The sequence below is a fragment of the Streptomyces sp. NPDC091271 genome (assembly GCF_044757505.1).
GTDB lineage: Bacteria > Actinomycetota > Actinomycetes > Streptomycetales > Streptomycetaceae > Streptomyces.
In genome coordinates this window covers 730,095-754,087 of record NZ_JBIVVD010000002.1, presented here as the reverse complement: position 1 = coordinate 754,087, position 23,993 = coordinate 730,095, and the positions used below count along the sequence as shown (strand labels likewise).

The window sequence follows — 23,993 nt, the reverse complement described above, 5'->3', positions numbered from 1 at the left end:
GCCGGGCCGCGGCCTACTCGTCGCGGCTCAGCGCTTCCCGGGCGGCATCGACACTCGGGTGCACTCGCAGTATCTGGTCCGCCCCTGTGATTTCGAGCAATCGGCGCACAGGGGCGGAGGCTGCGGCGATACGCAGGGGAGTGACCTGGTTGGTGCGCAGAAGGAGGTTCAAGAAGGAGGAATCGGCGAACGTCACCCCGCTCGCCTCGAGCACAATGGCGTCGTGGCCGGCCGCAGCCCGTTCGAGACCTTCCTGCAACGGGCAGGCGGACTCGCTGTCCAGTTCGCCCTCGGCAACAACAAGGGCAATAGCGAGCGGCAAGTCTTCTCCAGACGTCGACGTATGTTGCAGCCCCCCGGTTGAGGCATACACAACCCTGAACGGATACCGAACGCAAGTACGACACTTGGTTCTGGTCGCCACCCGGGGCAGGAAACACCCTCAGGCCGTGCCCTGGGCAGAGCCGGACTGAGGATCCGCAAGAACATTCTCAAAGCATCTGAAGGTGATCCGACCAGGCTGTGAAAAGCCCGCGGACGCACGCCGACGGCGACGCAGTCGAGTCCTCGCAGCCGCCCATCACAGACCCGGCTGGCCGTGGGCCTTCAACGAAACTCTCTGCTTGTTCACCCTGTAGCACGGCCTGTTGCGGAATCGAGCCCGGTAGGTATGCGCGAGCCGGTCGGCGGCCGATAAGGCCGTCCCAAGCGGTGAAGGCGCCCCGGCAGCTCTCCGGGGCGTCGCACTTCAGTGTTGCGGCGCCCTCTTGCCGGCCCTCTCCTGCTGAGCTTTGCTCGTGACCTCTCCTGTTTTCTTTGCTCGGCCAGGCGGCCTGTGTGGGGCGGCGATCGGTGTGCCCCCCTGCGTTGTCGCTGCGGATGTGGCTGGTGTGGCTTGCGCCGCCTTGCCTGATGAGCTGTGCGCGCCTGCGTCGATGGCGGATTCCGTTTCCGGGCCTTGAGAATCGGGGCGCACGGTGTGTCCGTCAGTGTGCTGAGGAGGCATGCCGGTGGGCTCGGAGGGCGGCGCCACAGGGGGTGCGGTGTCGGACTTCCGCCCCGCGCTGCCGGAGGGACCCGCCTCTCCTGAGGGGGCGGCGCCCGTAGCCCTGGTCGTGCTTCGGTCACTGCCTTGTGGCGCGGAGCTGCCGGTGACGGAGAGGGTGGTTGCCGTGACGGCGGCTAGTGCGATGGTCGCGCCCGCTATGAGGGTGCGACCCCGCGCAGGCGCGGTTCGGGGAGCGGCCCGTTTTTCACGGGGCATCGGATTCGTGTGCGTTTCCTCGGCAGTCTGTGATGATCCTTCGCTGCCGATGAGACTGGTGGCGGGCGCCGACGCTCCGGGTGTGGTGTGTGCCTCGTCGGCCAGCGCCGTCAGCGCATGCGCGCAGTGACGGGCCGTCGGGCGGTTCTGTTCGTCCAGGTCTGTCATGTCTCGCAGCAGAAAGCTCAGTTGTTCCGGCAGCCAGTGAGGCAGGGCGGGGCGTCGGTGCAGGCGTGCGATCGCGGCTTCAAGGGGGCCACCGTCGTACTCGAGCCTGCCTGTGAGGCATTCGAGGAGCACCAGACCGAGGGCGTATATGTCGGCGGGCCGGCCAACAGGCTCGCCGAGGACCTGCTCGGGAGAGAGGTACGCCGCGGTGCCGATGAGGGTGCCGGTCGCGGTGTGGGCGGTGGCGTCCAGCAGCAGGGAGATGCCGAAGTCGGCAAGATGGGGCCGGTTCCTGGCATCCAGGAGAATGTTGGACGGCTTGACATCCCGATGGACGATTCCAGTTTCGTGTGCGTGAGCCAACGCATGAGCGAGTTCCGCGCCGATTGCAGCAGTCGCTTCGGGCGGCAGCGGTCCCTCCGCGATGCGGGTCTTCAGTGTGTCACCTTGGATCAGTTGCATGACCAGGAAGGCGCGTCCATCGTGCTGCCCGGCGTCGTAGGCGGTGACCAGGCCAGGATGGTGCAGCCGGGCCAGGATCACCGCTTCGCTGTGCCAGGTCTCCTCCATGCCGATGCCGGCGTCGGGACGGAAGATCTTGACCGCGACCGGGCGACGCAACCGCAGATCGAAACCTCGGTGGACATCCGCGGCACCGCCTGAGCCGAGGAGCTTGTCCAGACGGTACCGGCCGCCCAGCACCTCGGCGGAGCACCGGGAAGCTGTGGCCTGAGCAAAGTCGCGAAGCCTCATACCCTCTCCCACTGCATCGGAGGGCCGATGCCCTCGGCGAGCCGCGACCGACGCGCCTGGGGACGCGGGTACCCGCCGAGAGGTGGAGTACCCCCACCTTCCCGCCGACAGAGGCGCTCCGGACTGACGCCGGCGCCATCGACTGATCAGTTTGGTACTCGGAAAAGCCCCACGCCCCACCGGTCCTGGTGTACGGCTCCGCCCCTGCTTCAGCCCTCCGGCCGCTCACGGGCACGGCACCCGGTCCCGACCACGACACCGCCACGTTCGCAGCGGTGTCGATCCGACGCTGGTGGCACGGTCAGGGCCAGCCCGACCACCCGCAAGCTTCCCGGCTGCTGATCACCGCGGCCGCAGGCGAAGGCACGTCGAAGGGGAACAAGATCGAGCACCGCCTCTTCTCCCACATCACGATGGACTGGCGCGGTCGCCTCCTGACCAGTCACGAGGCCATCCTCGAATTGATCGCCGCGACCACCACCCGCACCGGACTGAACTATGCCCCGCACTCCCAGCCGAGCCCGTGCTCCCGGCGGGCGCGAGTGTCGCAGCGGCCGGCCACCGACATCTCAAAGCAGCAGCAGCCCCAACAGCGATCGGCGGACCCCCAGCTCGTCCCGCAACTCGACTCAGACCGATTCGCCCGGCCGCAGGTACTGGTAGCCGCTGTCGGTCTCCTCGGCGAGCCAGCCGTTGACGCTGCTGAGGCCGCGATCGTTGATCTGGGCGTCGTGTATGGCGAACGCCCGTTGCGGCTCTATCGCCTTGATGAAGTCGATCGCGTCCGCCGTCCTCATCCACGCCCCTTGGACCGGGACCATGAGCGTCTCGATCGGCTGATCGGGCACGTGCAGCGAATCTCCGGGGTGGTAGATCGCCTCATCGACGATGTAGCCGAGGTTCGCACAGTCCGGTTGACCCTCATAGATGAACGCATGACGGCCACCGACCGCCCGTACGCGGAAGCCACCGGCAGTGAATTCCGCGCCGGAGGAGACCTTAATCACCTTCACTTGAGGGATGTTCGCCTCGGCAGGGGCGTAGACCGGCACGCCGAGCCCGGCCAGGCGAAGGGCGTCGATGTGATCGGCGTGTTCGTGGGTCACGAGCACGGCGTCCGCTCCGGTCAAGGCATCCGGCTCGCTCCATGTCCCTGGATCGATGACCAGCACGCGGCCCTCGTGTTCAAGCCGTACACAGGCGTGGGTGTACTTCGTGATCCGCATGGCGCCCAAGCGTACTCGCGGCGCGGGTGGCCTATTACGCGCATAACCAGGGTGTGCAGGCGTGCGACGCCGAGCCCGGCGCGGTTGAGGCTGGCTTACCACGACGAGCGGGCAACTCCAGGCGCTACCAGGCCCGTCGCGCCCGCCGTGAGCCTGATCGGTGCCCGCGAATCGTTCCTGCGGTGAACGTCTGCGTCCGTGCGGGTGAGAGGCGGTCGTTGGGCATGAGCCGCTGACGTGAGGGCCGGTAGAACAACGGAAGGATGCCGCCGCGGTCGCCGCGTCACCGCGTCCGTGCCCGCGGCCGTCAGATTCCTCAGTGGTCCTGACCGCTGTTCCAAGACGTTGGTGAAGGGGGCTCATCAATGAGCCGAGGCTTGATCGTCGTAGACGTGCAGAACGACTTCTGTGAAGGAGGCAGCGTTCCCGTAGCAGGTGGCACGCAGATCGCGACGAAGATCGCCGACCTGGTGGAGCAGAGCGCGGGCCGGGACTACCAGTACGTCGTGGCCACCCGCGATCACCACATCGACCCCGGCGGTCACTTCTCGGAGAACCCGGACTTCAAGGACAGCTTTCCCGTGCACTGCGTGGCCGGGGGCGAGGGCGGGGAGTTTCACCCGCACTTCGCTCCCGCCGCCGCCGGCGGCAAGGTCGACGCCGTCTTCTTCAAGGGCGCCCACAGCTCCTCCAAGAGCGGCTTCGAAGGCGCCGACGAGCAGGGCACGTCCTTGGCGGACTGGCTGCGCGCCCGCGGAGTGGAGGACGTCGACGTGGTGGGTATCGCCACTGACCACTGCGTGCGCGCCACCGCGCTGGACGCAGTGAAGGCCGGCTTCCGCGCGCACGTACGCCTGGACTACTCCGTCGGCGTCGCCCCCGACACGATCGCCTCGACCCTGGACGACTTCCGTGAGGCGGGCATCGTCGTATCCGGTGAGGCGCCCGTACCGCAGTAGCACTTCACATCGGACCGGAGCGGCAGCGGGCCGAATGACGGGTGCGTCGTATTGCCGAAACCGGCGGCACGACACACTCTCGTGTGCTGCGCTCCCTTGTCGATGCGTTGCTTCCCACGCTGCGGCGACTCGTCGAGGGCGGGCCGAGGACTGGGAGGGCTGCCCTGCCGTTCCGTGCGAAGAGTGGGCCAAGAAGGGACGTCGAGAAGACGGCCGCAGAGCCGAGGGGGACAGGGGAGCCCGCTCTCCCCTCTCGGGCTCTGGTTCCGGACCGGGCCGGAGGCCTGGCAGTGGTCAGACGGTGAGTGCCTCGTTTGCTTCGGGGCGGCACTCGGGGTCGTGCCGGCGCAGGCCTACCAGGACGAGTGCGCAGGCAGCGACCACCATGGCGGCACCGACGTAGAGCTGGGTCGCGGAGGCGCCTGTGTCCTTGAGCATGCCGGCGATGGTCGGGGACAGGATGGCGCCGATGCGCCCCATCCCGAGTGCCCAGCCCATGCCGACACTGCGGACGTTGGCCGGGTAGAGCGGCGGACCGACGGTGTACGCACCGGCGATGCAGCCGTTGATCAGGGCACCGACGACGACACCGATGCCGAAACCGAGCCAAAGGGTCGAGGTGCTCAAGATGAAGACGATCATCATCGCGGCCGAAAGCAGGGAGAACCCGATCAACACCGCCCTCGGCGTACGCACCCGGGCGGCGACGCCGTAGAGGACCGAGCCCACCGTGCCGCCGATCGAGATCGCCATTCCGGCGGTCACCGCCGCGCTCTCCGAGAGGCCCTCCTCGACCAGGAGCGTGGGGGTCCAGCTGTTGACGAAGTAGAAGCCGAACATGATCGTGATGAAGGTGAGCCAGAGCAGGATCGTGGGGGCCATCAGCTGCCTGAGCCATGCCGAGCCGGCCCGCTCGGTGTCCGCCCGGGTGGCGGCCGCCCGGTCGAGGTCGGTGTCGGTGACGGCCTCCATCCGCATTCGGGCCAGCGTCCGGTTGATCCGCTCCAGCGCACCGCTCGGACGGCGCTGTTCGAGAAATGCGACCGACTCGGGGAGGACGACAGCGATCACTATCAGAGCGAGCAGGGTCCCGACGCCGCCGGCGTGGAAGACGATCCGCCAGTCGCCGCCCAGGGTGGCTTTCGCCACCAGGCTCGCCGCGGTGGCACCGAGCCCGTATCCGGCGGTGTAGATGCCGATGGCGAGACCGCGGTTCCTGGCGTTGGAGAACTCGCTGGCGATCACGTTGGTGCTCGCCAGGATTCCGCCGACACCGAGTCCGGTGACGAGGCGGAAGATGCCCATCACCGTGGCCGACGGGGCCATCGCCGCGCCGAACATGCCGATCGTGCAGAGAGTGAGGCTGATCAGGATCAGCGGGCGTCGGCCGATGACGTCTGCGAAGGGCGCGAGCAGCATCGAGCCGATCGCCATCCCGATGAGGCCGACCGAGACCAGCAGCCCGAACTGCGAGCCGTTGAGCGCGAACTCCTCGGTGACCGACGGCCCGGTGAAGGCGACCGCCATGACATCGAAGCCGTCCAGGCAGTTCATGAAGGTGCAGAGCGCGACGATCAGCCATTGGTAGCCGCTCATCGGTGTCTGCGATATGCGTGCAGCGATGCTCATGGGTGTCCAGGTGGTGAGGGATCCGGGCGTACGCGATGTTGCACCGGGTCAGGTGAGGTGGAGGTCGAGGACGGCGGGGCCGTCCGAGCCGCTGTCGGCTGCCACTGCTCGGGAGACGCAGAGGCACAGCCGGCTCGACCGTTCCTTCTGGGGCTCGCTCAGGAAGACGTCGCGGTGGTCGATGGTTCCGGTGGAGTCGAGCACCTTCGCCAGACACAGCCCGCACTCGCCCTTGCGGCAGTCCGACAGCGTCTCGACACCGGCCGCCTCGAGGGCATCGAGAATCGTGGTGTCGGGTGCGACGGTGATCTCCCGGTCGAACTGGGGGAGACGCACCACGAACTCCTCGGTCGGGTGCCGGCCGCTGGAACCGAAAGTCTCGAAGCGCAGGTTGGTCCCCGGCAGGTCGTGCTCGGCCCAGCTCCGCGAGATGGCGTTCATGAGTCCGATCGGGCCGCACATGTAGAGCTCGGTGCTCGCGGCGGCGGGTGTCCGGGGGATCCCGGCGACGAGGTCGTCGACCGCCAGCGGGGTGTCCTCGTCGTCGATGTGGACCCGGACCCGGTCGCCGTGCTCGGCGACCAGTTCGTCGAGGTACGCCATCACGGCGCGGCTGCGACCGGCGAACACCAGCGTGTAGTCGGCGCCTCGGCGGCGCAGTGCGGAGGCCATGGCCACCAACGCTGTGACGCCGATGCCGCCGGCGACGAGTACGTAGCGGGTGGGTCCGACTGCGAGCGGGAAGTTCTGCAGCGGACCGGTGACGGTCAGCTCGTCCCCGGCCCGCAGTCGGTGCATCGCCGCCGAGCCACCGGACGAGGTGGGGGAGAGCTGCACGCTGAGCGTCAGCCGGCGGCCGCCGTCCTCGGAGCGCACCACGGAGTAGGAACGCACCCGGCGGGCGCCACCCCCGATCTCGACGTCGATGTGCGTGCCGGGCGCGGCGTGCTCGGGCTGCTCGGGGGCCAGGACGATCCGGCGGACCCCGACCGCGGCGTCGGAGACTTCGACCACCCTGGCCCGCTGCCGGAGAACCCGGGTCCGCACTGCCATTTCAAGCCCCCTGACCGGCGGACGGCACGGAGGAGGGGCGCCCCTCGGCCGCGATCATGCGTTCGAGTATCCGGCGTACCCACATCCCTCCGGCGTCGATGTTGAGGCTGTAGAACTCGTGGTCCGGGTTGGCGTCGATGGCGCGCTGCTGTGCGCACAGCATGTCTTCGTCCTCCCCGAAGACCCCGTGCACCGCTCGGCGCAGCTGGGTGGTGATGGTCTGACTGTCCAGGCGGTAGTTGCGCATGAACGCCCAGAAGTAATGGGAAGTCCGGTCGGTCTCGGGAGTGATCGTGTTCATCACGTATCCGTTGACGCCCTGGCTGCGATCGCCCTCGGGCGCACCGGTACCGGCCTTCGCCACACCGACGTCGATGCGGATCGTGCCCGGTGACTCGAACTTGACGATCTGCCAGCGGTCGACCTTGCCGGAGAAGCCCGGGAACCTGTCGCGCATGTTCTTCAACCAGAACGGAGGTGCGTCGATGTCGCGCATCCATCGGGCGACGGTCACCGTGTCGCCCTCATGCGTCACGTCGAACTCGGCCTCCGACAACTCCTCCTGGCCGATGCTCGAGGAGTGCACGAACTCCTCGTGCGTGAGGTCCATGAGGTTGTCGAGGATGAGCTGGTAGTTGCAGTCGGCGTGGATCGTCTCCCCGTCGCCGGCCCACGCCGGATCATCCATCTGATGCATGTCGGGCACGGTGGTCGGATCGGCCAGGTCCGGATCGCCGACCCAGACCCAGAGGTATCGGTAGCGTTCCACAAGGGGGTAGGAGGCGACCACCGCGCTGGGGTTGACCGTCTCCTGCGCGGGCATCCCGGTGCAGCGGCCGGTCGAGTTGTAACGGAGGCCGTGGTACGGGCACTGCAGCTCGTCGCCCAGGATCTTGCCCTTCGACAGCGGCGCGAGCCGGTGCCAGCAGGCGTCCGCGAGGGCTGTCGCGCGGCCCTCCGTGTTGCGCCACAACGCCAGCGGCACGCCCGCGATCGTGCGTGCCAGCGGCTGCCGGCCGGTGACCTCGTGGTCCCAGGCGGCGACGTACCAGGCGTTGCGGGGGTAGTTGAAGATCCTCGCCGCCGCGGTGGTCGGTGGCGCGGTGTCCGGCGGGGGAGAGACGGAGAGAGACATGGAACTCCCTATGGAGAGAGGTATGTGTTGCGCGGATCACAAACTAGCTATGGATATAGTGAGTGGCAAGGGTGTGTACCTTGATCAGTCCGGAAGGGGAGGTGCCTTGTCGCTGCGTTACGCGCTGACCGCGCTGCTCACCGGTCGCCCGATGACGGGGTACGACATCTCGAAGAGCTTCAGTCGCTCGGTGGCCCACGTCTGGCACGCCCCGGACTCGCAGATCTATCCCGAGCTGAACCGGATGGAGCGCGACGGGCTGCTCACCTCGGTGGAGGTGCCCTGGGGCAAGAAGGGGACGAAGAAGGAGTACCACGTCACGGCCGCCGGCCTCGCCGACTTCCGGGCGTGGATGAGCTCCCCGCTGACGCCTCAGCGGCAGCGCGACCCGGCGTTCCTGAAGGCTGCCTACTTCGACTTCGCCGACCCCGCGTCGGTGCGTGAGCAACTCGCGCAGCAACAGTCGTATTGGGAAGAGCAATTGAGCATGCTCGAGGGCACCCGGGCCGCGCTCGTCGACCGCACTCATCCCACGCTGGCCGCCCGCCTGTCCAAGCTGACCGAGCGGGAGGCCGAGCTCGCGGTGCGTTACAAGGTGTACGCCTACGACGGGCTCATCGCCCGCGCCCGCACCGAGCTGGCCTGGATCGCGGACGGTTTCGCCCTGGTGGACGAGCTGCACGACTCCTGACTTACGAAATCGCCGAGCGGTCGTACGGGGAAGGCCGGCAGCTTCTTCGCGTAGCCACACGGGCGTCCTATAGTTGGCCTTATGAGTCGCTGGACGGATATGGCCGGGAAAACGTCCGGGGAAGATTACGCCGCACGATTCGCGGCCCTGGCGCGTAGCGGCAAGAACGTGCACGGCGAGGCGCGGTTCTGTGCAGCTCTCGTGCCTGTCGGTGCGCGGGTGCTGGACGCCGGGTGCGGTACGGGACGCGTCATGATCCGGCTCGCGGAACTCGGGTACGACTGCGTCGGGGTGGATCTGGACGCGTCGATGCTGGCAGTGGCGCGGAAGCTGTCGCCTGGACTGCCCTGGTTCCAGCTCGATCTGGCGGAGTTCGAGCCGGCCCTGCTCGGCATCGCGGGAGGCTTCGACCTTGTCGTTGCTGCGGGCAATATTTTCCCGTTGCTCGCCCCCGGCACCGAGACCACGGTGGTCGAGCGCCTGTCCGCGGCACTGCGGCCGGGCGGCCTGCTGGTCGCCGGCTTCGGCCTGGACGAAGCCCACCTGCCGGTACCGCCCGGGCTTACGCTGTCGGACTACGACGACTGCTGCGCCGCGGGCGGCCTCACCCTCGTCGACCGGTTCGCCACCTGGGATGCCGACCCTTACGACGGCGGCGGTTATGCCGTCAGTGTCCACCGTCGGTAAGGGCGTACCGGACGTATTGACTGCCGCGTCGACCAGGCGGGCCGGCGACCACTGTGCACCGTGGGCACTCGGCCGTCAGGTGCGGCTGAGCTTCTTGAAGCGGCGGTGCCCGGTTGCGGTTCTGAGGGGCGAAGGACCGTCGGTGAAGCAGCACTCGGGGACTGTCCGGACAGGGGAGGGCGCCCCCGAGTGCTGCTTCGGCCTGCACGCTCTGTCAATCCCGTTCCGGCTCGACTCCCGTCGTCAGCGACACCGCCGTGGTGCCGAGCCGGGGCACCGGTACCGACAGGGAGCCATCAGCCCCGGTGCGCAATGCTGCGCCCTCGGTGCCGAGGTAGTCGGCGGACGTGGCTGCGGTGGTGGGGAAGGCCGGGGTGAGTCGGCAGGTGACATGCTCTTCGGCGAAGGACTGCAACCGCACGAGCAGGCGCCCCGGTTCCGGCACGGTCAGACCGACGATCCGTACGCGCGGGTCGTCGAGGGCCAGTAGTGCGTAGGAGGTGTCGGGAATCGGCTCGGCCGCCCGGTTCGCTCGTACCGCCACCAGGGGCCGGCTACCGACGGCGGCTGTGCGCATGCCCAGCACCGCACCGCCGAGGGCGGGTGCGTCCTGCCATCCGACGCTGTAGCGGAAGACGTGGTCGAATGCCTGCTCCGAGGGGAAGTTGGTGTCCCAGATGTTGTTGTGAACCCATGAGAACACCGTGCCCGGCTCTTCCTGCGCCAGTGACTGCGGATACGGCACGTACGGGATGGCGACCCCGCCCACCTGGATCAGCGGCGCGTCCTGGGTGGCCAGCGCAGCGCTCGTACCGTCCTCCTGGAGGCTTACCCAGCGGCGTACCGCCCGCATGTGCCGGGCCGAACCGGGCACCGTGGGCAGCCCCGTCCCGGTGACGCCGCCGGTTGCCTCCATGCGGACGACCGGGGACCGCATCGCGAAGGGGAAGGCGAAGAACGCGCTCTCCTTGGTCAGGGTCGCGGCCTTGTCGATCCGGTTCTCCAGGTCGATCCGCGCACTCGCGCGCGGCAGATGGACCTTGACCCGCAGCCGTCGGGTGCCGGCCGGGGCGCATTCGTAGATCAGTGTCTCGCCGGTCGCGTCCGAGGTCCGTTCCACCAGGGCCGCCGGGGGAGCCGTCCTCCGCGTGGCGAGCAGGTGCATCGACTCGTCGGCTGTGGTCTTGCTGGACTGGTGGTTGAAGCCGCCGGCCGTGGCGTACTCGTCGTACAGGTAGCCGTTGAAGCCGACGGTGGCGTCCTGGCGGACCAGTTCGCTCCCTGTGCGCTTGTCCAGGATCGAGTCGATGCACGCGGACGTCAGGTCGACGTGGACGCGCAGGAACTCGTTCTCCAGGACCGTGGAGGCGTCGGCCGGGGAGCCGTTCTCCGCCGGCAGCTCGGAGGAGGAGGCGGGGGCGGGTTCGATGTCCACGCGGACTGCTCCGTGAGCCGGTACGCCGGCCAGCCGGAACAGCAGGAAACGGCCGGCCGCCCGGTGGAGTTCGTTGCTCTGCTCCTCCTCCGTCACCTCCAGCGGTGTGCCGTCGCGGGAGTCGACGACCCGTACCGCGTCGGCGAGGGGCACGGTGCTCTCGGGAAGGAAGAGCCGGACCGTCTCGGAGCGATCCCAGCTGCACGTGTTGACGACGTAGTAGCCGGCGAGTGTCCCCTCTCGCGGAGCCAGACGCTCTCCCAGAGCCGCACTCGCGGCATCCAGCAGGGTGTGCGCCCCGTCGTGGGCGCGCAGGGCCTGGGCGTACTTCCAGTGCCACTGCCGCTCGCCCGAGGCGTGACCGTGGTCGCCGTGCGTCCAGGGGTCGCCGGCACCCCAGGTGTGCTCGTTGAACAGGGAGGCGGCGCGGTACACCTCGGGTGCCGCCCCGGTGATTCCGGCGCCGCCCGGTGCCCCCATGATCTCCGCGTGACCCGCGAGGGTCTGCGCTTCGGCCAGAGCCGCCTGCCCGTCGCGGGTGGCGGCCAGTGGAACGGCCCCCGCGCCGACGCCGTCGACCCACCAGTCCGTCCAGTCGCCTTCGTACGTCTGGAGCTGGTCGCCGAGCCGCTCCTCGGCGTCGATGAAGAAGTCCTCGTTGCGCGAGGTACGCAGGACGGGGAAGGCCCACTCCTCGTTCCACCGGCGTACCGTGTCCGCGATGATGCGGCGCGGCGGCCCGTTGTCCGCGAACTTGCCCAGGACCCGAAGGTGCAGGATGTCCCACGGGTACGGGTCGCCCTTGAATTCCTCGTCCAGGATGGGGAACCCCGGGATGCCCCGGCCCTCGTGCGGGTACTGGTGGTTCGTCATTGCCGAGAGGTAGTTCGGCAGGAGGTCGTCGACGCGGTCGAAGGACTCGTCGAAGCCGATGACCGAGCCCTCCATGTAGGCGAGGCCGTGGGGCGTGTCGGTACGCCACACCAGCACCTCGCGCCCGCTCGGCGCCCGCCAGCGGAACAGGCGTGGCAGGTCCTGGCCGCCGACGTGGTGCGGCACCGCGCGCCCCGCCCAGTTGTGGGCGACCGACAGATAGCGGATTCCGCTGTCGGCGAGGACGTCGGGCAGCCCGACGACCTGGCCCGGCACGTCCGTCTGCATGGCCGTGGTGATGTCGATGCCCTCCCGCTCCCGCAACTCCCGTATGGGGCGCAGGAGTTCGTGCAGCTCGTCGGTGGAGCAGGTCTCCGTGTGCAGGTTGAAGGGCATCGCGGTCAGTTCGATGCGGCCTTCGCGCACACGGTCCAGGAACTCCGCGACCAGCCGCGGCGGCCGGTTCTGCGACCAGTTCTCATAACTGAAGTGGCCTTCGACCGCCCAGCGGAACTTCGACTCGTCCGGCCGGTCGTCGGTGGAGCGGCACAGTTCGAGCAGGGAGTCGAGGTACTTGCGTCCCTCGGCGAGGACAGTGCTCTGCGGGTCGGTGTAACCGATGTCCAGATGGGCGTGCTGGACCAGGTGCAGCGTCCAGTGGCGCTGCGGGGTCAGCAGTACCTCGACGCTGTCCGTGTCCGCGAGCTCAGGCAGCTCGACCAGGACCGGCGTGGGCGCGTCCACCTCCGGAACCAGCAGCCGGGTGTCTGCCCCCGGCCCTGGAAGGACGTCGCAGCGCAGAGCGCTGCCGGTGAGAGTGGTGACCCGGGCACGGGTGAGCGGTCGGTCCGCCGTCACGCGGACGGACTGGAGCAGGCCCCCGGTGCCGTCGTGGCGCAGTAGCGGTTCGCAGGAGAGCCTGACCCGGTGTCCGCCGAGGTCACCCTCGGCGGACACCGCGCGCTCGCGCAGGATGTCTCGGGCCATGTTCGAGTCCCACCAGGAGGGACGGGCAAGATCGGGGCGGGGCATGGGAGAGGTCTCCACTCGTGTCTGGTGCCGGGACGTGCTGCTCAGTGGCGTGGGGGCGGTCGGAGGCTCGTGAACGGCCGAGGATCAGGAACGGTCGGAGGCGAGGCCGGCGAAGATCTGCACCATCGCGGACTGTTCGAGCGTCTCGGCCTGCGCGGCCGGGGCGTGGTCGCCGCCGCCGGAGGGCTGGAAGCGGAACAGTCCGTCGGACGGTGTCCGGTTCTCCTCCCAGATCCGCTCGGCATAGGTGGTGGCAGCCGCTCGGTAGGCGCGGTCGGGCCGTACCTCGTTCAGGATGCGGAGGTTGTCGAAGTAGAAGGCGTTGAAGATCGCCGGCTGGTCGTGCAGCCGGTCCCCCTGCTCCCAGTACGTGAGCGAGCCCTGCGCGTCCTCGACGGCACGGTCGAGGTAGGCCCGGTCCCCGGTCGCACGGTAGAGCGTGGTCGCGGTGCCTATCATCGCGCCGGAGTTGTACGACCACAGGGTCTCGTTCACGCTGCCGTCGTCGTCGCGGCTGTTGTGGTACAGGCCGGGGGACCGGCGCAGACACGACCAGTTCCACTCGTACCACCGCTTCGCACTCGCGAGGAACCGGTCGTCGTGGTCGATGGCGTAGAGCTCGGCGGCCAGCTGGGCGGCCAGTCCCGTGACGTTCGCCGCGCGCATGGTGTTGTTCGGCGAGTCGACCCAGCGCATGCCTCCGGGGCACGGCTTGGCGGGGTCCTCGTCCCAGCCCCGGCTGACGACCGAATAGGTTTCCAGCGCCCGGTCGAGGTAGAGCTCCTTGCCGGTCGACCGGTACTGGTCCAGGAAGGAGAGCCCGACCACGGCGTTGTCGTCGTAGAAGACGTCGCCGCCCTGACCAAGAGGGGCGGGCAGGTAGGAGTCGTATCCGGACCTGCCGTCGCGGGGGTCGAAGTACAGGCGCAGTGCCGTGAAGCGCTCGGCGGCATCGCGCTTGTAGCGGGCACCGACGCGCGGCAGTTCGGCCATGTCGACGGTGGCGGCGGCCGCCTCACGCAGTGGCCAGAGGTAGGAGTGGGGGTTCTCCCCCTCCTTGCGCGGCGTCTTCTCCAGGTACAGCCCGTGCTCCTGCGGGCCCTGGTAGAGGTGCTGCTGCAAGGAGCCATAGGTGACCTCGGCGCGGTGGGCCCAGGTCAGGGGCGCGGTCTCCTCATGGCCGGCTGCGGCGGCAGGACTCGCCCACAGAGCTCCGGAGAGGACGGCGAGGGCCAGTGCGGCGCGTACAGGGGTCTTCACCATGGTCGGCCTTTCAAGAAAGTGGGACGGTGACCGGCGGCCGGATGCGGCTCAGCCGTGCAGCTTGAGGCTGCTGACGAAGAAGCGCTGTGCGGAGAAGAACAGGACGACCGTCGGCAGCGAGACCAGCAGCGCCCCGCCGAGGACCACCGGCGGCCCCACATTGGAGTAGTTGCCCTGGAGTTCGGCCAGCGCGGCCATGACCGGGCGGATGTTCTTGCTGGTGGACAGCGTGATGCCGAACAGCAGGTCGTTCCAGACGGCGACGAACTGGAAGACGAAGGCGGCCACCATGGCGGACCTGGACAGCGGCACGTGGATCTGCCAGAAGATCCGCCACCATGAAGCACCGTCCATCCGGGCGGCCTCGATGATCTCCGGTGCCAGCGTCAGCGCGAAGTTACGCATGATGAAGTAGGCGAACGGGATGGCGATCGCCACGTACACCAGGAACAGCCCGAACTGGGCGTCGTAGAGCCCGGTGTCGGCGTAGGCGAGGAACATCGGGCGCAGGAAGACCTGGAGCGGCAGCAGGGTTCCCGAGTAGATCAGCCAGAACCACAGCGTCTTGTGCTTGACCGGCATGATGACGGTCGCGAACGCGGCGGTGGTGGCCACCACGATCGCGGCGGCGGCGCTGGTGACGGCGTACAGCAGGCTGTTGCCCATGGAGGGGCCGAGATCCGCCTTCGTCCAGGCCTGCGACATGTTGTCGAGGAGACCGAAGCCCTGAGGCCACCAGTGGGGCGTCCCGCCGTAGTCGGCGGCCGGCACCAGGGCGTTGACCAGCAGTAGCCAGGTGGGCAGCGCCCAGAGCAGGGAGATGACCACCAGGGTGGTGTTGCGCAGGATCCGGCCGGGCGTGGGGCGCGTTCGCGGGGCACGCCTCGGCGTGCTGGGGATGGTGGGCATGATCAGTTGCCTTTCGGGGTCAGCTGACGCCGCAGATACAGCCACGAGGTGAACAGCACGATCGTGGTGAGGACGACCGCGACCGCCGCGCCCGCTCCGGGGTGCAGAGCGAGGAAGGTCTCCTGGTACATCGAGACCGCGAGCGTCTCGGACTGCCGGCCCGGCCCGCCCTGGGTGAGCACCCAGATCAGGTCGAAGGACTTGAGCCCGTTGACCAGGCTGGTGCCGACGACGATCACCGAGACGGTCCGCAGCTGGGGCAGCACGACGAACCAGAACTTCCGCCAGCCCGTCGCCCCGTCCAGGGACGCGGCCTCGAGGGTCTCGGGCGGGATGGTCCGGAGGCCGACCATGAAGAGGATCACAGCGACGCCCGCCGACTGCCATGTGTTGGCGACGATCATCACCAGCGTGTTGCCGGGCCACTCCAGCAGCCAGCCCTGGGCGAACGAGTCCATGCCGAACGCCTTGAGCACCTGGTTCGCGGCGCCGTCGGTGTTGAGGACGAAGTTCCACACCACCGCGACGGCCGAGCCGGACAAGGCGTAGGGAAGGACGACGACCAGCCGGGCCGCGCGGGACCACCCGGCGCCGTGCGTCAGGACGGCGATGGCCAGGCCCAGCACGAGCGGCAGTGCGACCGTGCCGACCACCCACATCAGGGTGTTCTGGATCGAGCGGGTCAGCACCGGGTCGTTGAAAAACAGGGCGTAGTTGTCGAGACCGGCGAAGCTCGAGACGCGCCTGTCGTCGAAGAAGCTCCGGTAGACGGTCGTGGCGAACGGGAGCAGCAGCAGGGCGCTCACCAGGAGCACGGCGGGAGCAAGGAACCCGGCCCCGGCCAGCCTGTCCCGTATTCGCCGGTCAGGCCGGCGCGTGGGGGCGGAGCCCGCAGGGTTCGGCCCCGGAGAAGTGTGCGGGGCGGGGAGCGGGGACCGGCGCTGGTCGAGGGAAGAACTCATGCCTCGTCCCTCTCCCACGCGGCCCACTCCTTGGTCGCCCGCCCCGCCATGCTGCGCAGCGTGCTCTCAGGGGAGGAGGCCCCGGTCATAAAGCTCCCCAAGTCGTCGGTGTTTCCCTGGATGAGGTTGGGCGGGCCCGACTCGCCGTAGCGCGGCAGCAGCGTCCAGTGCTCCCGCAGCGCCCTGTCCTTGAGGCCGGCCATCACCGGGTTGCCGGGCCGGGAGCGCGGGTTGGCCGAGGCGTCCTGGAGGAAGTCGGTCCACACCTTCTGGACCTTCGGGTCCAGCCAGTTCGCCGCGTTGGCCATCGCGGCGTCGTGCGAGACAGCCTTGCGCGGGACGGCGAGCACCCCGGATTCGGTGATGACGGAGCGGCGGGTGGAGGACTCGACGGGAGGCATGACGAACGCGTCGAAGTCGACACCCGGCTTCATGCCGGTGGCGGCGATCCCCTGCGACTGCCAGGAACCGTGCAGGAACATACCGACCCGCCCGGCCTTCAGCGCGGCAGGGCCGTTGTTCTGGTCGAAGTCCGCCGGCGTCATCCAGCCCTTGCGCATGAAGTCCTGCCAGATCTGCAGGGCTTTCATGGCCTGGGGGTCGGTGTAACGCGCCTTCCCGCTGATCAGCTCCGTGTAGAACGCGGGGTCCACCTTGCTGACGAGCTCCTGGAACCACTCGTAGGCAGGCCAGTTGCCGCTCTGTGTGGCGACGAACGGGATCACGCCCGCCTTCTTCAGCACCTCGGCGTTGTGCAGCAGCTCCTCCCAGGTGCCGGGAGCCCGCAGGCCGTGCTTACGGAAGAGAGCCGTGTTGTAGAACAGCACGTAGTACGACTCGTAGAGCGGTATCCCGTACACGGAGCCGCGGTAGGACATCGACTCACGGGTCTGGGACGTGACCCAGCCCTTGCGTTCGTAGTCGGTCCACAGGGAGGAGAGATCGCTGAGCTCCCCGGTGCGGGCCAGCGATTTGAGGAAATAGCCCGACGCCCACTTGATCATGTCGGTGGCTTTGGTGGTCTGCAGCGAGATCTGCGTGACCTGCCTGTACGACGTGGGGTTCGGGTTGGACAGCGGACGCAGCGCGTAGCCGGTGAGCTCTTTCAGCTCCCGCCCGGCCGCCACATAGCCCTGGTCCCAGGTGGCGTTGTCGTTGGCGAGCGAGGTGGTGCCGGGCTTCACCGCGGTGCTGTCACCGCGGGCGCAGCCTGCCAGCACGGCCGCACCGCCCGCTCCGATGCCCGCCAGGACGCTCCGGCGGCCGAGCGGGTGGGACGACCACTGTGTCGCCCCGCCGATTGATCTCATGAGTTCCCTTCCCTTGGGATCCCGGGAGGGACCCCTGGCTCTGGGGTGTGGTGGGTGAGGGCGTACGTACGGCCCCGGAGAGATCTCGCCGCACCGCACGGCGTCGGCGGTTCGGATTGCCAGGATGTTAACGACACCATGAGGCCGAAACAAGGCTTCGTGACGAGAAATCGCCTTCAACCCATATCTAGCTGTGGTTATGCCTGACAACAGCTCATCTGCCTTGTCGCCTCTGAGTGTTATCGATACCATCCCCTCGGTCGCCCGCTCACCCTTCAGGAGTACCTGTGCACTCAGAGCCCCGCCCTTACGAACGCAACCCCCGCTACCCGGCCACCGGCGCCGTGGTCACCGGGTGGAACGACGCTGTCGCCACCCTGCCCACGCGGCCGGCCGTACTCGCCCTGGACGGGCCTGCGGCTCTGGACTGGGACGAGGCCGCCCAGGGGATCGCCACCGCTCTGCGGGAACGGTCCGTCGAGGTCGCCGTCCTCGATGTGCGTGAGCACTGGTCACCGGCAGCCGTCGAGCGGCTGTGCGTCCCGGACGCCGAGTCCGACGCGTTCTTCCTGCCGCTCGCCGAATTCAGGATGGCCGACCTCTTCGTCGACGGCCGACTGTCCGTGGAACGCCCCACGCGCGGCGTCCTGCTGGTCTTCGGCCCCGGTGCCGCCCTCTGCTCGCCCGATCTGCTCTGGTGGGCGGACCTGCCCAAGCGGTACGCCGAGAGTGCCATCGCTTCCGGAACGCTGCCGGTGGGCGTCAACCTCGGGCGTCCGCACGCGGCGGGCGACCTGCGCAGCCTCTTCTACACCGACTGGCCCGTCACCGACCGGCACCGTGATGCGCTCGCGTCCAGGATCGACCGGTGGATCGACGTACAGGCCCCGGGGGCCCCCGCCTCCCTGGACGGCGAGGCGGTCCGCGCCACGCTCGCCGGCCTCGCCCGGCAGCCCGTACGCACCCGCCCCTACTTCAACTCCACCCCCTGGGGCGGCCGGTGGGCCGCGGAGAAGCTCGGCTTCGAGCCCGACAACGGCAACACCGCCCTCGGCTACGAGCTGATCGCCCCCGAAGCGGGCGTCCTCGTCGGCCAGGACACCGGGGCACTGGTGGAACTGCCCTTCCAGCTCCTGTGCGTCCTGCACCCCGAGCAGTTCCTCGGCACGGACGTGCATCAGCGCTACGGCACCTCGTTCCCCATCCGCTTCGACTACCTCGACACCGTCGGGGGCGGCAACCTCTCCCTGCACTGCCACCCGCAGGAGCAGTACATGCGGGAGACCTTCGGCTGGCCCTACACCCAGCACGAGACCTACTACGTGACGGCGAGCGAACCCGGGTCCCGGGTCTTCCTCGGGCTGCGGCAGAGTACGGACGTGGACATCCTGCGCAAGGAAGTGGAGGCGTCGGCGACGCACGGCACACCGCTGCGCGTCGAGGATCACGTCCAGACGTTCCCCGCCGACCCCGGCCAGCTGTTCATGATCCCGGCCGGCACCCCGCACTCCTCCGGGGCGGGCAACCTCGTGCTGGAGATCAGCGCCACGCCCTACCTCTACTCGCTGCGCTTCTACGACTGGCTGCGCCGCTCCACCTCCGGGGTGCCCAGGCCGCTGTCCCACCGTCACGCCTTCGCCAACCTCGACACCGGGCGGCGCGGCAGCGAGGTCGTCGCGGACCTCGTCCCGCAGCCGCGCCTCCTGCGCGAGGGCACGGGCTGGCGCGAAGAGGTCATCGGCGCCCTGCCCGAGATGTTCTACGCGGTCCACCGCTTCCTACTCGACGGAACGGGGCCGGCCGACGACGACACCGAGGGCCGTTTCCACATCCTCAACGTCGCCGCCGGTGACGGCGTGGTGGTGGAGACCGCGGACGGCCGGCGCCACGACCTGGCGTTCGCCGAGACCCTCACCGTGCCGGCGGCCGTGGGAGGCTATCGTCTCCACCCCGTCGGCGGACGGCCCGCGCAGGTCGTCAAGTCCCTGGTGACACCGTCATGACCCAGGTGCCCGTGCTGGAGATCGGCGGCACCCATGTCACCGCGGCCCTGGTGGACATGACCACCGGCCTGCCGGTCGCCGGTTCGGTCGTCCGCGGACCTGTGTCCGCCGATGCCGGTGCCACGGAGATCCTCGACTGCTTCGCCGAGGCCGCCCGGCACATCGCGGCACCCCGGCGGACGCGCTGGGGCGTCGCGGTACCGGGACCGTTCGACTACGCGGCCGGCATCGGCAGATTCCGGGGCATCGGCAAGTTCGAGTCGCTGCACGACATCGACGTCGGGGCGGAACTGCGCGATCGACTGCCGCACGCGCGCGCCATCAGCTTCCTCAACGACGCGGACGCCTTCGCCATCGGGGAGCACCACAGCGGGGCCGCGGCACGGCGGAACCGGTCCGTGTGCGTCACGCTCGGAACCGGCGTCGGATCCTCGTTCCTGCACGACGGACGCCCCGTCACCGAAGGCCCCACCGTGCCGCCGGGAGGCCGCGCCCACCGCATCACCGTCGACGGACAGCCGCTGGAGGAGGTGGTCTCGCGGCGGGCGATCCGCGCGAGGTACGCAGCGGCGGCAGGTCTTGACGGGCGGGCCGAGGGCCCGGACGTGAGCGCGATCGCCGCATCGGCCCGCAAGGCGGATCCGCACGCCGTGGCTGCGATCAGCGGGTGTTTCACCACGCTGGGGCGTGCCCTGGCACCCTGGTGCGCCATGTTCCGGCCGGACGTGATGGTCGTCGGCGGCTCCATGGCCGCGTCCTGGGACCTCATAGGCCCCGCGCTGCGCGCCGGACTCACCACCGGGGCCGAGGCCGCCGGACCGGGAGCGGAAGCCGCCGTTGCCGCGATGGACCTGCGTACCGCCCGACGGCCCGACGACGCACCCCTGATCGGCGCCGCCCACTGGGCCCTGACGTGTCGGACGGAGTGTGACCCGCCGGAGCCCACCCTTCCGGCGGCCGGACCCGTAGCCTTCGACGCCTGCCGGGCGGCTCGGCCGTGAGGAAAGCGCCGCCCCGCGACAGGGGACAGCCGGATCCGTCCGCCGGGCCGGACCGCGCCACCGGCCGGGCACTCTCTACAATGACGGCTCCTGCGGCTTCGGCAGCCCACCGACGGCACAGATCCCCTGACGGCACGAAGGAAGGACCGGCCGTGGCGCAGCATCGACCGAGTGGCGTCGCCACGCCGACGATGCGTGACGTCGCCGCCCGTGCCGAGGTCAGCGCGATGACCGTCTCCCGCGTGCTCAAGGACGACCCCCGGGTCACCGAAGCCACCCGGGAGCGGGTGCTGAGCGCCGTCGACGCGCTCGGCTACCGGCGGAACGAAACCGCCCGCCGACTACGGGTCGGCGGCAGCGGGATGATCGGTCTGATCGTCACCAACCTGGCCAACCCCTTCTACTCCCGGCTGGCGCTCGGCGTCCAGGAGGTGGCGTACGAACACGGCCTGCGGGTCCTGCTCTGCAACACCGGCGAACAGGTCGACCGGGAGCGGGGGCTGGTGGAGGATCTGGCATCCCGCCAGGTCGACGGGATGATCGTGGTGCCGGCGGGCGGCAGTCACCGTCACCTGGCACCGGCCGCGCTGCGCGGCATGCCGATCGTCCTCGCCTCCCGGCCGCCGGCCGGGATGGACGCCGACTGCGTACTGGTCGACGACTTCGGCGGAGCGGAAGCGGCCACCGGGCGGCTGATCGAGGACGGACACCGGCGGATCGGGTTCCTGGGGAACCCGCCCGCGCTCTACACCGGCGCCGAACGCTTCCGTGGCTACTGGGCCGCCCATGAGGCGGCCGGCCTGGAGCCGGACGAACGCCACATCCGCCGCGGACTGGCCGACGTCGCCACGGCCGAGCGCGCCGCCGCCGCCTTGCTGCGGGAGCCGGGCGCCCCCACCGCCCTCTTCTGTACCAACAACCGGCTGACCCAGGGCGCCATCCGGGCCGTCCGCACCCTCGAAGTCCCGGTGGCCCTGGCCGGTTTCGACGACTTCGACCTGGCGGACGTCCTCGGACTCCCGTTGACGATCGCGTCCTACGACGCCGACGAGATCGGGCGCAGGGCCGGCCAGATGCTCATCGACCGCATCAACGCCGGCCCCACCCACCCGCTGCCCGCACGACGCTCCGTGGTCCCCACCGAAGTCATCCGGTACGGGATCAACCGACCGTAAGCCTCGCACCGTCCGCCCGTTTCCGGGGACACCACTGCCACTCGACGTGCAGGCGGACGGACCTGCCGCTACTCGCGCGGACCTTTCGATGGAGTCTCCATGCACGACGACCGCACGCTGACCGAACGCCGGCTCGCCCGGGTACTCGACCAGCGTCTCAGGCCCGCAGTCCACGTCCGCACCCTCCCGCTCGAGGTGAGCGTCCACCACATCTCAGGCGAACCGGTCCCGCGAAGGCGCCGAACGCGACGGCCGGGTCCCTACCGCCGAGTTCGAGCACCGCGCGGTGCAACAGCCTGCCGGTATCCGCTCCGACTTCTCGGCCGGCCTCGTCAGATCCTCTGAAATGCACGAGTCGGCGGTGCAGCTGACGGAGTACACCGCCGCGCGGGAATCTCGCAGGACGCAGCCGTAACAGCCGGCCGACCGAGGACGGACTACGGCGTAACGGCTGGTTCGAGCAGCGACAGTGTCCGCTGCTGCGCGTCGAGCGCGACGCGGATGCCGACCGGCATCGGCAGATTCGGGCCGGCGTGCCCGAACTCGACGTTGCCCAGGACCGGGATGTCCCGTCCGCCGAGGACGTCGAGGACGATCTCGCGCAGGGTCGAAGGTGCCTCGGGTGCTCCGAGTCCGTCGATCTCGCGCGGAACGCCCACGACCATGCCGGAGATTCGATCGAGAATGCCGCTGTGCCGCAGTACCTGCAGATAGCTCCACACGTGCGCTGCGTGGCTGCCCATCTCCTCCCAGAACAGCACCGCGCCGTCGAAGCTTTCGAGCGGCAGCGCGTACGACGTCGCTTGCGTCAGCACGATGCGATTGAGCAACCCGCCGATCAGCCGGCCTTCGGTACGGCCGGCACGCCAGCACTCCCACGCCGGGGTGGAGGGCAGCGGACCGATCGCCTCCGGGCCGGTCAGCAGCGTCGAGTAGAGCGTCTCGAGCTCCGCCTGACGCGCTGCGGGTACGGCCTGCCAGTGCCCGCCGAGACCGGGCGTGGCCACGTCGGCATGGAAGCCGACCAGGCCCGTGCGCGCGTGGAGCACCAGATGCAGCAGCGAGATGTCGCTGTATCCGAGGATCGGCTTGGGGTCGGCGGTGATCGCCTGTACGTCGATCAGGTCGAGGTAACCGAGCACCGTCGTCCCGCCGTCATGCGCGATGATCGCGCGTACCTCGGGGTCACGCAGCAGTCCGTTGAACTCCTCGGCGATTTCCACCGGCCGGGCCGCGCTCCACCAATGCTGCCGCCCCACTTCGAGCAGCGGCGCGAGACGCACGCGGAAGCCCATCCGCTCGAGCACCGCCACCGCCCGCGCGAGTGCGGGCGCGTATCCGGCATCCAGCGGCCCGGACAGCGATGCGATGACGACGAGATCTCCGGGCGCCAAGGCGCGGGGTCGAAGCAATTGCGGCAGTGCGGCGCGGATCATCGAGGCAGTATCCCGACGCTTGCGGCAACACGCTACGCATTTACTGATCGACCGCCCAGCGGTTCATCACGGGCAACGGCCGATCAGTCACAGGTGGCCCGGCGCGGGGGAGAGCTCGGTGAGCACTCGGCCGCGCCGGGCGCCCCGCGGTCGTCAGCGTCTGCGGGAGGGACGGCCCGCTCCGATTCCCGCGACGTGCAGGGCAAGAAGTGCCAGGCCCAGGAGCATGACGTTCACTGAGGAGAAGACGTCGTTGGTGGTGATGTCCGCTGCGTTGATCAGGAAAGCGATGGCGAACAGGACGGCTGCGGCAATGCCGAGCATGGGGTGCTCCTCTCGTAGGGGTGAGGTGCGTGTGCCCCGACATCCCACGGACAGACCCCGCTCCGGCGTCCGGGCGACGGCCAGGCTGCGCGCCGGGGCCGCGGGGGGTGTGCGTCGAGGGCGGGGGTAGGCGGTGAGGAAAGCCGAGTGAGGGAGAGTCGATGGCGAAGGACACATCGCTGCGTGCGGTGGGGTGGGCGCAGTCGTTTCCGGTGGCGCAAGGGGTGCGGGCCGGCCGTAGCTGGACGCGGGAGCACCTGGCGTCCCTGGAGTGGACCAAGGACGCCCCCGAGATGGTGGACGCGATACTGCTCAGTGTTTCCGAGCTGATCACCAACGCGCATGTGCATGCGCACAGCGACGCCCAGCTGGTCCTCACCTGGGACAGCCACTGCCTGCACGTGAGTGTCCACGACTCCGATGCCCTGCCCCCCGCCAAGCAGCCGGAAGACCTCACGACGACCGGGGGGCGCGGCCTGGCCATCGTCGACGCGCTCGCCGACGGCTGGGCCACGCATCCGCAGGCGTCGGGCAAGACCGTCACCGCCTGCTTCGTGCCACCGGGCGCTCCGAAGCCCCGGCACGGCGGGGACGTCAGCTGAACTCCGGGCGGAGACGTCCCGGAGCGGGAGGGTGCGGGGGATACCGGCCGCGGCGTCGTGCGGGCGCCGTGGGATCTCTTGGCGCGACACGATAATTAATATT

The 23,993-nt window shown here is 69.3% G+C and carries 20 protein-coding genes and 1 pseudogene; 8 read left to right on the top strand and 13 right to left on the bottom strand.

All coding sequences use genetic code 11. The features are described from left to right. Positions 1 to 13: 13 nt before the first annotated feature. Both ACIQM3_RS10735 and ACIQM3_RS10730 read right to left on the bottom strand, forming a co-directional pair. Positions 14 to 322 (bottom strand): STAS domain-containing protein, encoded by a 309-nt coding sequence (locus ACIQM3_RS10735; RefSeq protein WP_401621786.1) that lies wholly within the window; start codon positions 320 to 322, stop codon positions 14 to 16. 426 nt (positions 323 to 748) lie between these two features. Then, the gene (locus tag ACIQM3_RS10730; protein ID WP_401621783.1) at positions 749 to 2,185 is read right to left on the bottom strand and encodes a protein kinase; all 1,437 of its coding nucleotides are present in this window, start codon (positions 2,183 to 2,185) and stop codon (positions 749 to 751) included. A gap of 242 nt (positions 2,186 to 2,427) precedes the next feature. On the opposite strand from ACIQM3_RS10730, the pseudogene ACIQM3_RS10725 reads away from it, so the two are divergent. Further along, positions 2,428 to 2,739, top strand: a pseudogene (locus ACIQM3_RS10725) (ISAzo13 family transposase); the annotation flags it as partial. A gap of 75 nt (positions 2,740 to 2,814) precedes the next feature. Here ACIQM3_RS10725 and ACIQM3_RS10720 read toward each other — a convergent pair. Further along, positions 2,815 to 3,411 (bottom strand): MBL fold metallo-hydrolase, encoded by a 597-nt coding sequence (locus tag ACIQM3_RS10720; protein ID WP_401621780.1) that lies wholly within the window; start codon positions 3,409 to 3,411, stop codon positions 2,815 to 2,817. 365 nt (positions 3,412 to 3,776) lie between these two features. Here ACIQM3_RS10720 and ACIQM3_RS10715 point away from each other — a divergent pair, with 365 nt between their 5' ends. Next, a complete protein-coding gene (locus ACIQM3_RS10715) occupies positions 3,777 to 4,370 on the top strand; it encodes an isochorismatase family protein (protein WP_401621777.1) in 594 nt (197 codons plus the stop codon). A 294-nt stretch (positions 4,371 to 4,664) separates the two neighbouring features. Here the strand turns inward: ACIQM3_RS10715 and ACIQM3_RS10710 are convergent, their stop codons facing one another. The 3 genes from ACIQM3_RS10710 to ACIQM3_RS10700 are packed head-to-tail and all read right to left on the bottom strand — an operon-like array spanning position 4,665 to position 8,187. After that, on the bottom strand, positions 4,665 to 5,999 hold the full coding sequence (locus tag ACIQM3_RS10710; RefSeq protein WP_401621774.1) for an MFS transporter: 1,335 nt from the start codon (positions 5,997 to 5,999) through the stop codon (positions 4,665 to 4,667). Between the two features lie 48 nt (positions 6,000 to 6,047). Next, entirely contained in the window at positions 6,048 to 7,052 is a 1,005-nt protein-coding gene (locus ACIQM3_RS10705; RefSeq protein WP_401621771.1) for a PDR/VanB family oxidoreductase, read from the bottom strand. A 1-nt stretch (position 7,053) separates the two neighbouring features. Continuing rightward, complete coding sequence (locus ACIQM3_RS10700) at positions 7,054 to 8,187, bottom strand: Rieske 2Fe-2S domain-containing protein (RefSeq protein ID WP_401621768.1); 1,134 nt, start codon at positions 8,185 to 8,187, stop codon at positions 7,054 to 7,056. 106 nt (positions 8,188 to 8,293) lie between these two features. On the opposite strand from ACIQM3_RS10700, the gene ACIQM3_RS10695 reads away from it, so the two are divergent. Continuing rightward, on the top strand, positions 8,294 to 8,878 hold the full coding sequence (locus ACIQM3_RS10695) for a PadR family transcriptional regulator (RefSeq protein ID WP_401621765.1): 585 nt from the start codon (positions 8,294 to 8,296) through the stop codon (positions 8,876 to 8,878). A gap of 81 nt (positions 8,879 to 8,959) precedes the next feature. Continuing rightward, positions 8,960 to 9,565 carry a class I SAM-dependent methyltransferase gene (locus ACIQM3_RS10690; protein WP_401621763.1) on the top strand — a complete coding sequence of 202 codons (606 nt, stop codon included), beginning with the start codon at positions 8,960 to 8,962 and terminating at the stop codon, positions 9,563 to 9,565. Positions 9,566 to 9,779: 214 nt separating this feature from the next. Here the strand turns inward: ACIQM3_RS10690 and ACIQM3_RS10685 are convergent, their stop codons facing one another. From ACIQM3_RS10685 to ACIQM3_RS10665, 5 genes are all read right to left on the bottom strand, one after another. Then, positions 9,780 to 12,905 carry an alpha-mannosidase gene (locus tag ACIQM3_RS10685; RefSeq protein WP_401621760.1) on the bottom strand — a complete coding sequence of 1,042 codons (3,126 nt, stop codon included), beginning with the start codon at positions 12,903 to 12,905 and terminating at the stop codon, positions 9,780 to 9,782. Positions 12,906 to 12,989: 84 nt separating this feature from the next. Continuing rightward, on the bottom strand, positions 12,990 to 14,168 hold the full coding sequence (locus ACIQM3_RS10680; protein ID WP_401621757.1) for a glycoside hydrolase family 76 protein: 1,179 nt from the start codon (positions 14,166 to 14,168) through the stop codon (positions 12,990 to 12,992). Positions 14,169 to 14,216: 48 nt separating this feature from the next. After that, positions 14,217 to 15,077 carry a carbohydrate ABC transporter permease gene (locus tag ACIQM3_RS10675; RefSeq protein WP_401621754.1) on the bottom strand — a complete coding sequence of 287 codons (861 nt, stop codon included), beginning with the start codon at positions 15,075 to 15,077 and terminating at the stop codon, positions 14,217 to 14,219. Between the two features lie 2 nt (positions 15,078 to 15,079). Beyond that, positions 15,080 to 16,039: a carbohydrate ABC transporter permease gene (locus ACIQM3_RS10670; RefSeq protein ID WP_401621751.1), complete on the bottom strand. Its 960-nt coding sequence runs from the start codon at positions 16,037 to 16,039 to the stop codon at positions 15,080 to 15,082. Next, on the bottom strand, positions 16,036 to 17,349 hold the full coding sequence (locus tag ACIQM3_RS10665; RefSeq protein ID WP_401621748.1) for an ABC transporter substrate-binding protein: 1,314 nt from the start codon (positions 17,347 to 17,349) through the stop codon (positions 16,036 to 16,038). Before ACIQM3_RS10665 ends, ACIQM3_RS10670 begins: the two co-directional genes overlap by 4 nt. A gap of 287 nt (positions 17,350 to 17,636) precedes the next feature. Between ACIQM3_RS10665 and ACIQM3_RS10660 the strand changes: the two genes are divergently transcribed. From ACIQM3_RS10660 to ACIQM3_RS10650, 3 genes are all read left to right on the top strand, one after another. Then, on the top strand, positions 17,637 to 19,352 hold the full coding sequence (locus ACIQM3_RS10660) for a class I mannose-6-phosphate isomerase (RefSeq protein ID WP_401621746.1): 1,716 nt from the start codon (positions 17,637 to 17,639) through the stop codon (positions 19,350 to 19,352). Then, entirely contained in the window at positions 19,349 to 20,353 is a 1,005-nt protein-coding gene (locus tag ACIQM3_RS10655; RefSeq protein ID WP_401621743.1) for an ROK family protein, read from the top strand. The genes ACIQM3_RS10660 and ACIQM3_RS10655 overlap by 4 nt, the downstream gene beginning before the upstream one ends. A 191-nt stretch (positions 20,354 to 20,544) precedes the next feature. Further along, a complete protein-coding gene (locus ACIQM3_RS10650; RefSeq protein WP_401622415.1) occupies positions 20,545 to 21,528 on the top strand; it encodes a LacI family DNA-binding transcriptional regulator in 984 nt (327 codons plus the stop codon). 437 nt (positions 21,529 to 21,965) lie between these two features. Here ACIQM3_RS10650 and ACIQM3_RS10645 read toward each other — a convergent pair whose 3' ends face one another. Further along, a complete protein-coding gene (locus ACIQM3_RS10645; RefSeq protein ID WP_401621741.1) occupies positions 21,966 to 22,964 on the bottom strand; it encodes an LD-carboxypeptidase in 999 nt (332 codons plus the stop codon). 153 nt (positions 22,965 to 23,117) lie between these two features. Further along, entirely contained in the window at positions 23,118 to 23,288 is a 171-nt protein-coding gene (locus ACIQM3_RS10640) for a hypothetical protein (protein WP_187355886.1), read from the bottom strand. Between the two features lie 161 nt (positions 23,289 to 23,449). Between ACIQM3_RS10640 and ACIQM3_RS10635 the strand changes: the two genes are divergently transcribed. Continuing rightward, a complete protein-coding gene (locus ACIQM3_RS10635) occupies positions 23,450 to 23,890 on the top strand; it encodes an ATP-binding protein (protein ID WP_401621737.1) in 441 nt (146 codons plus the stop codon). Positions 23,891 to 23,993: the final 103 nt, after the last annotated feature.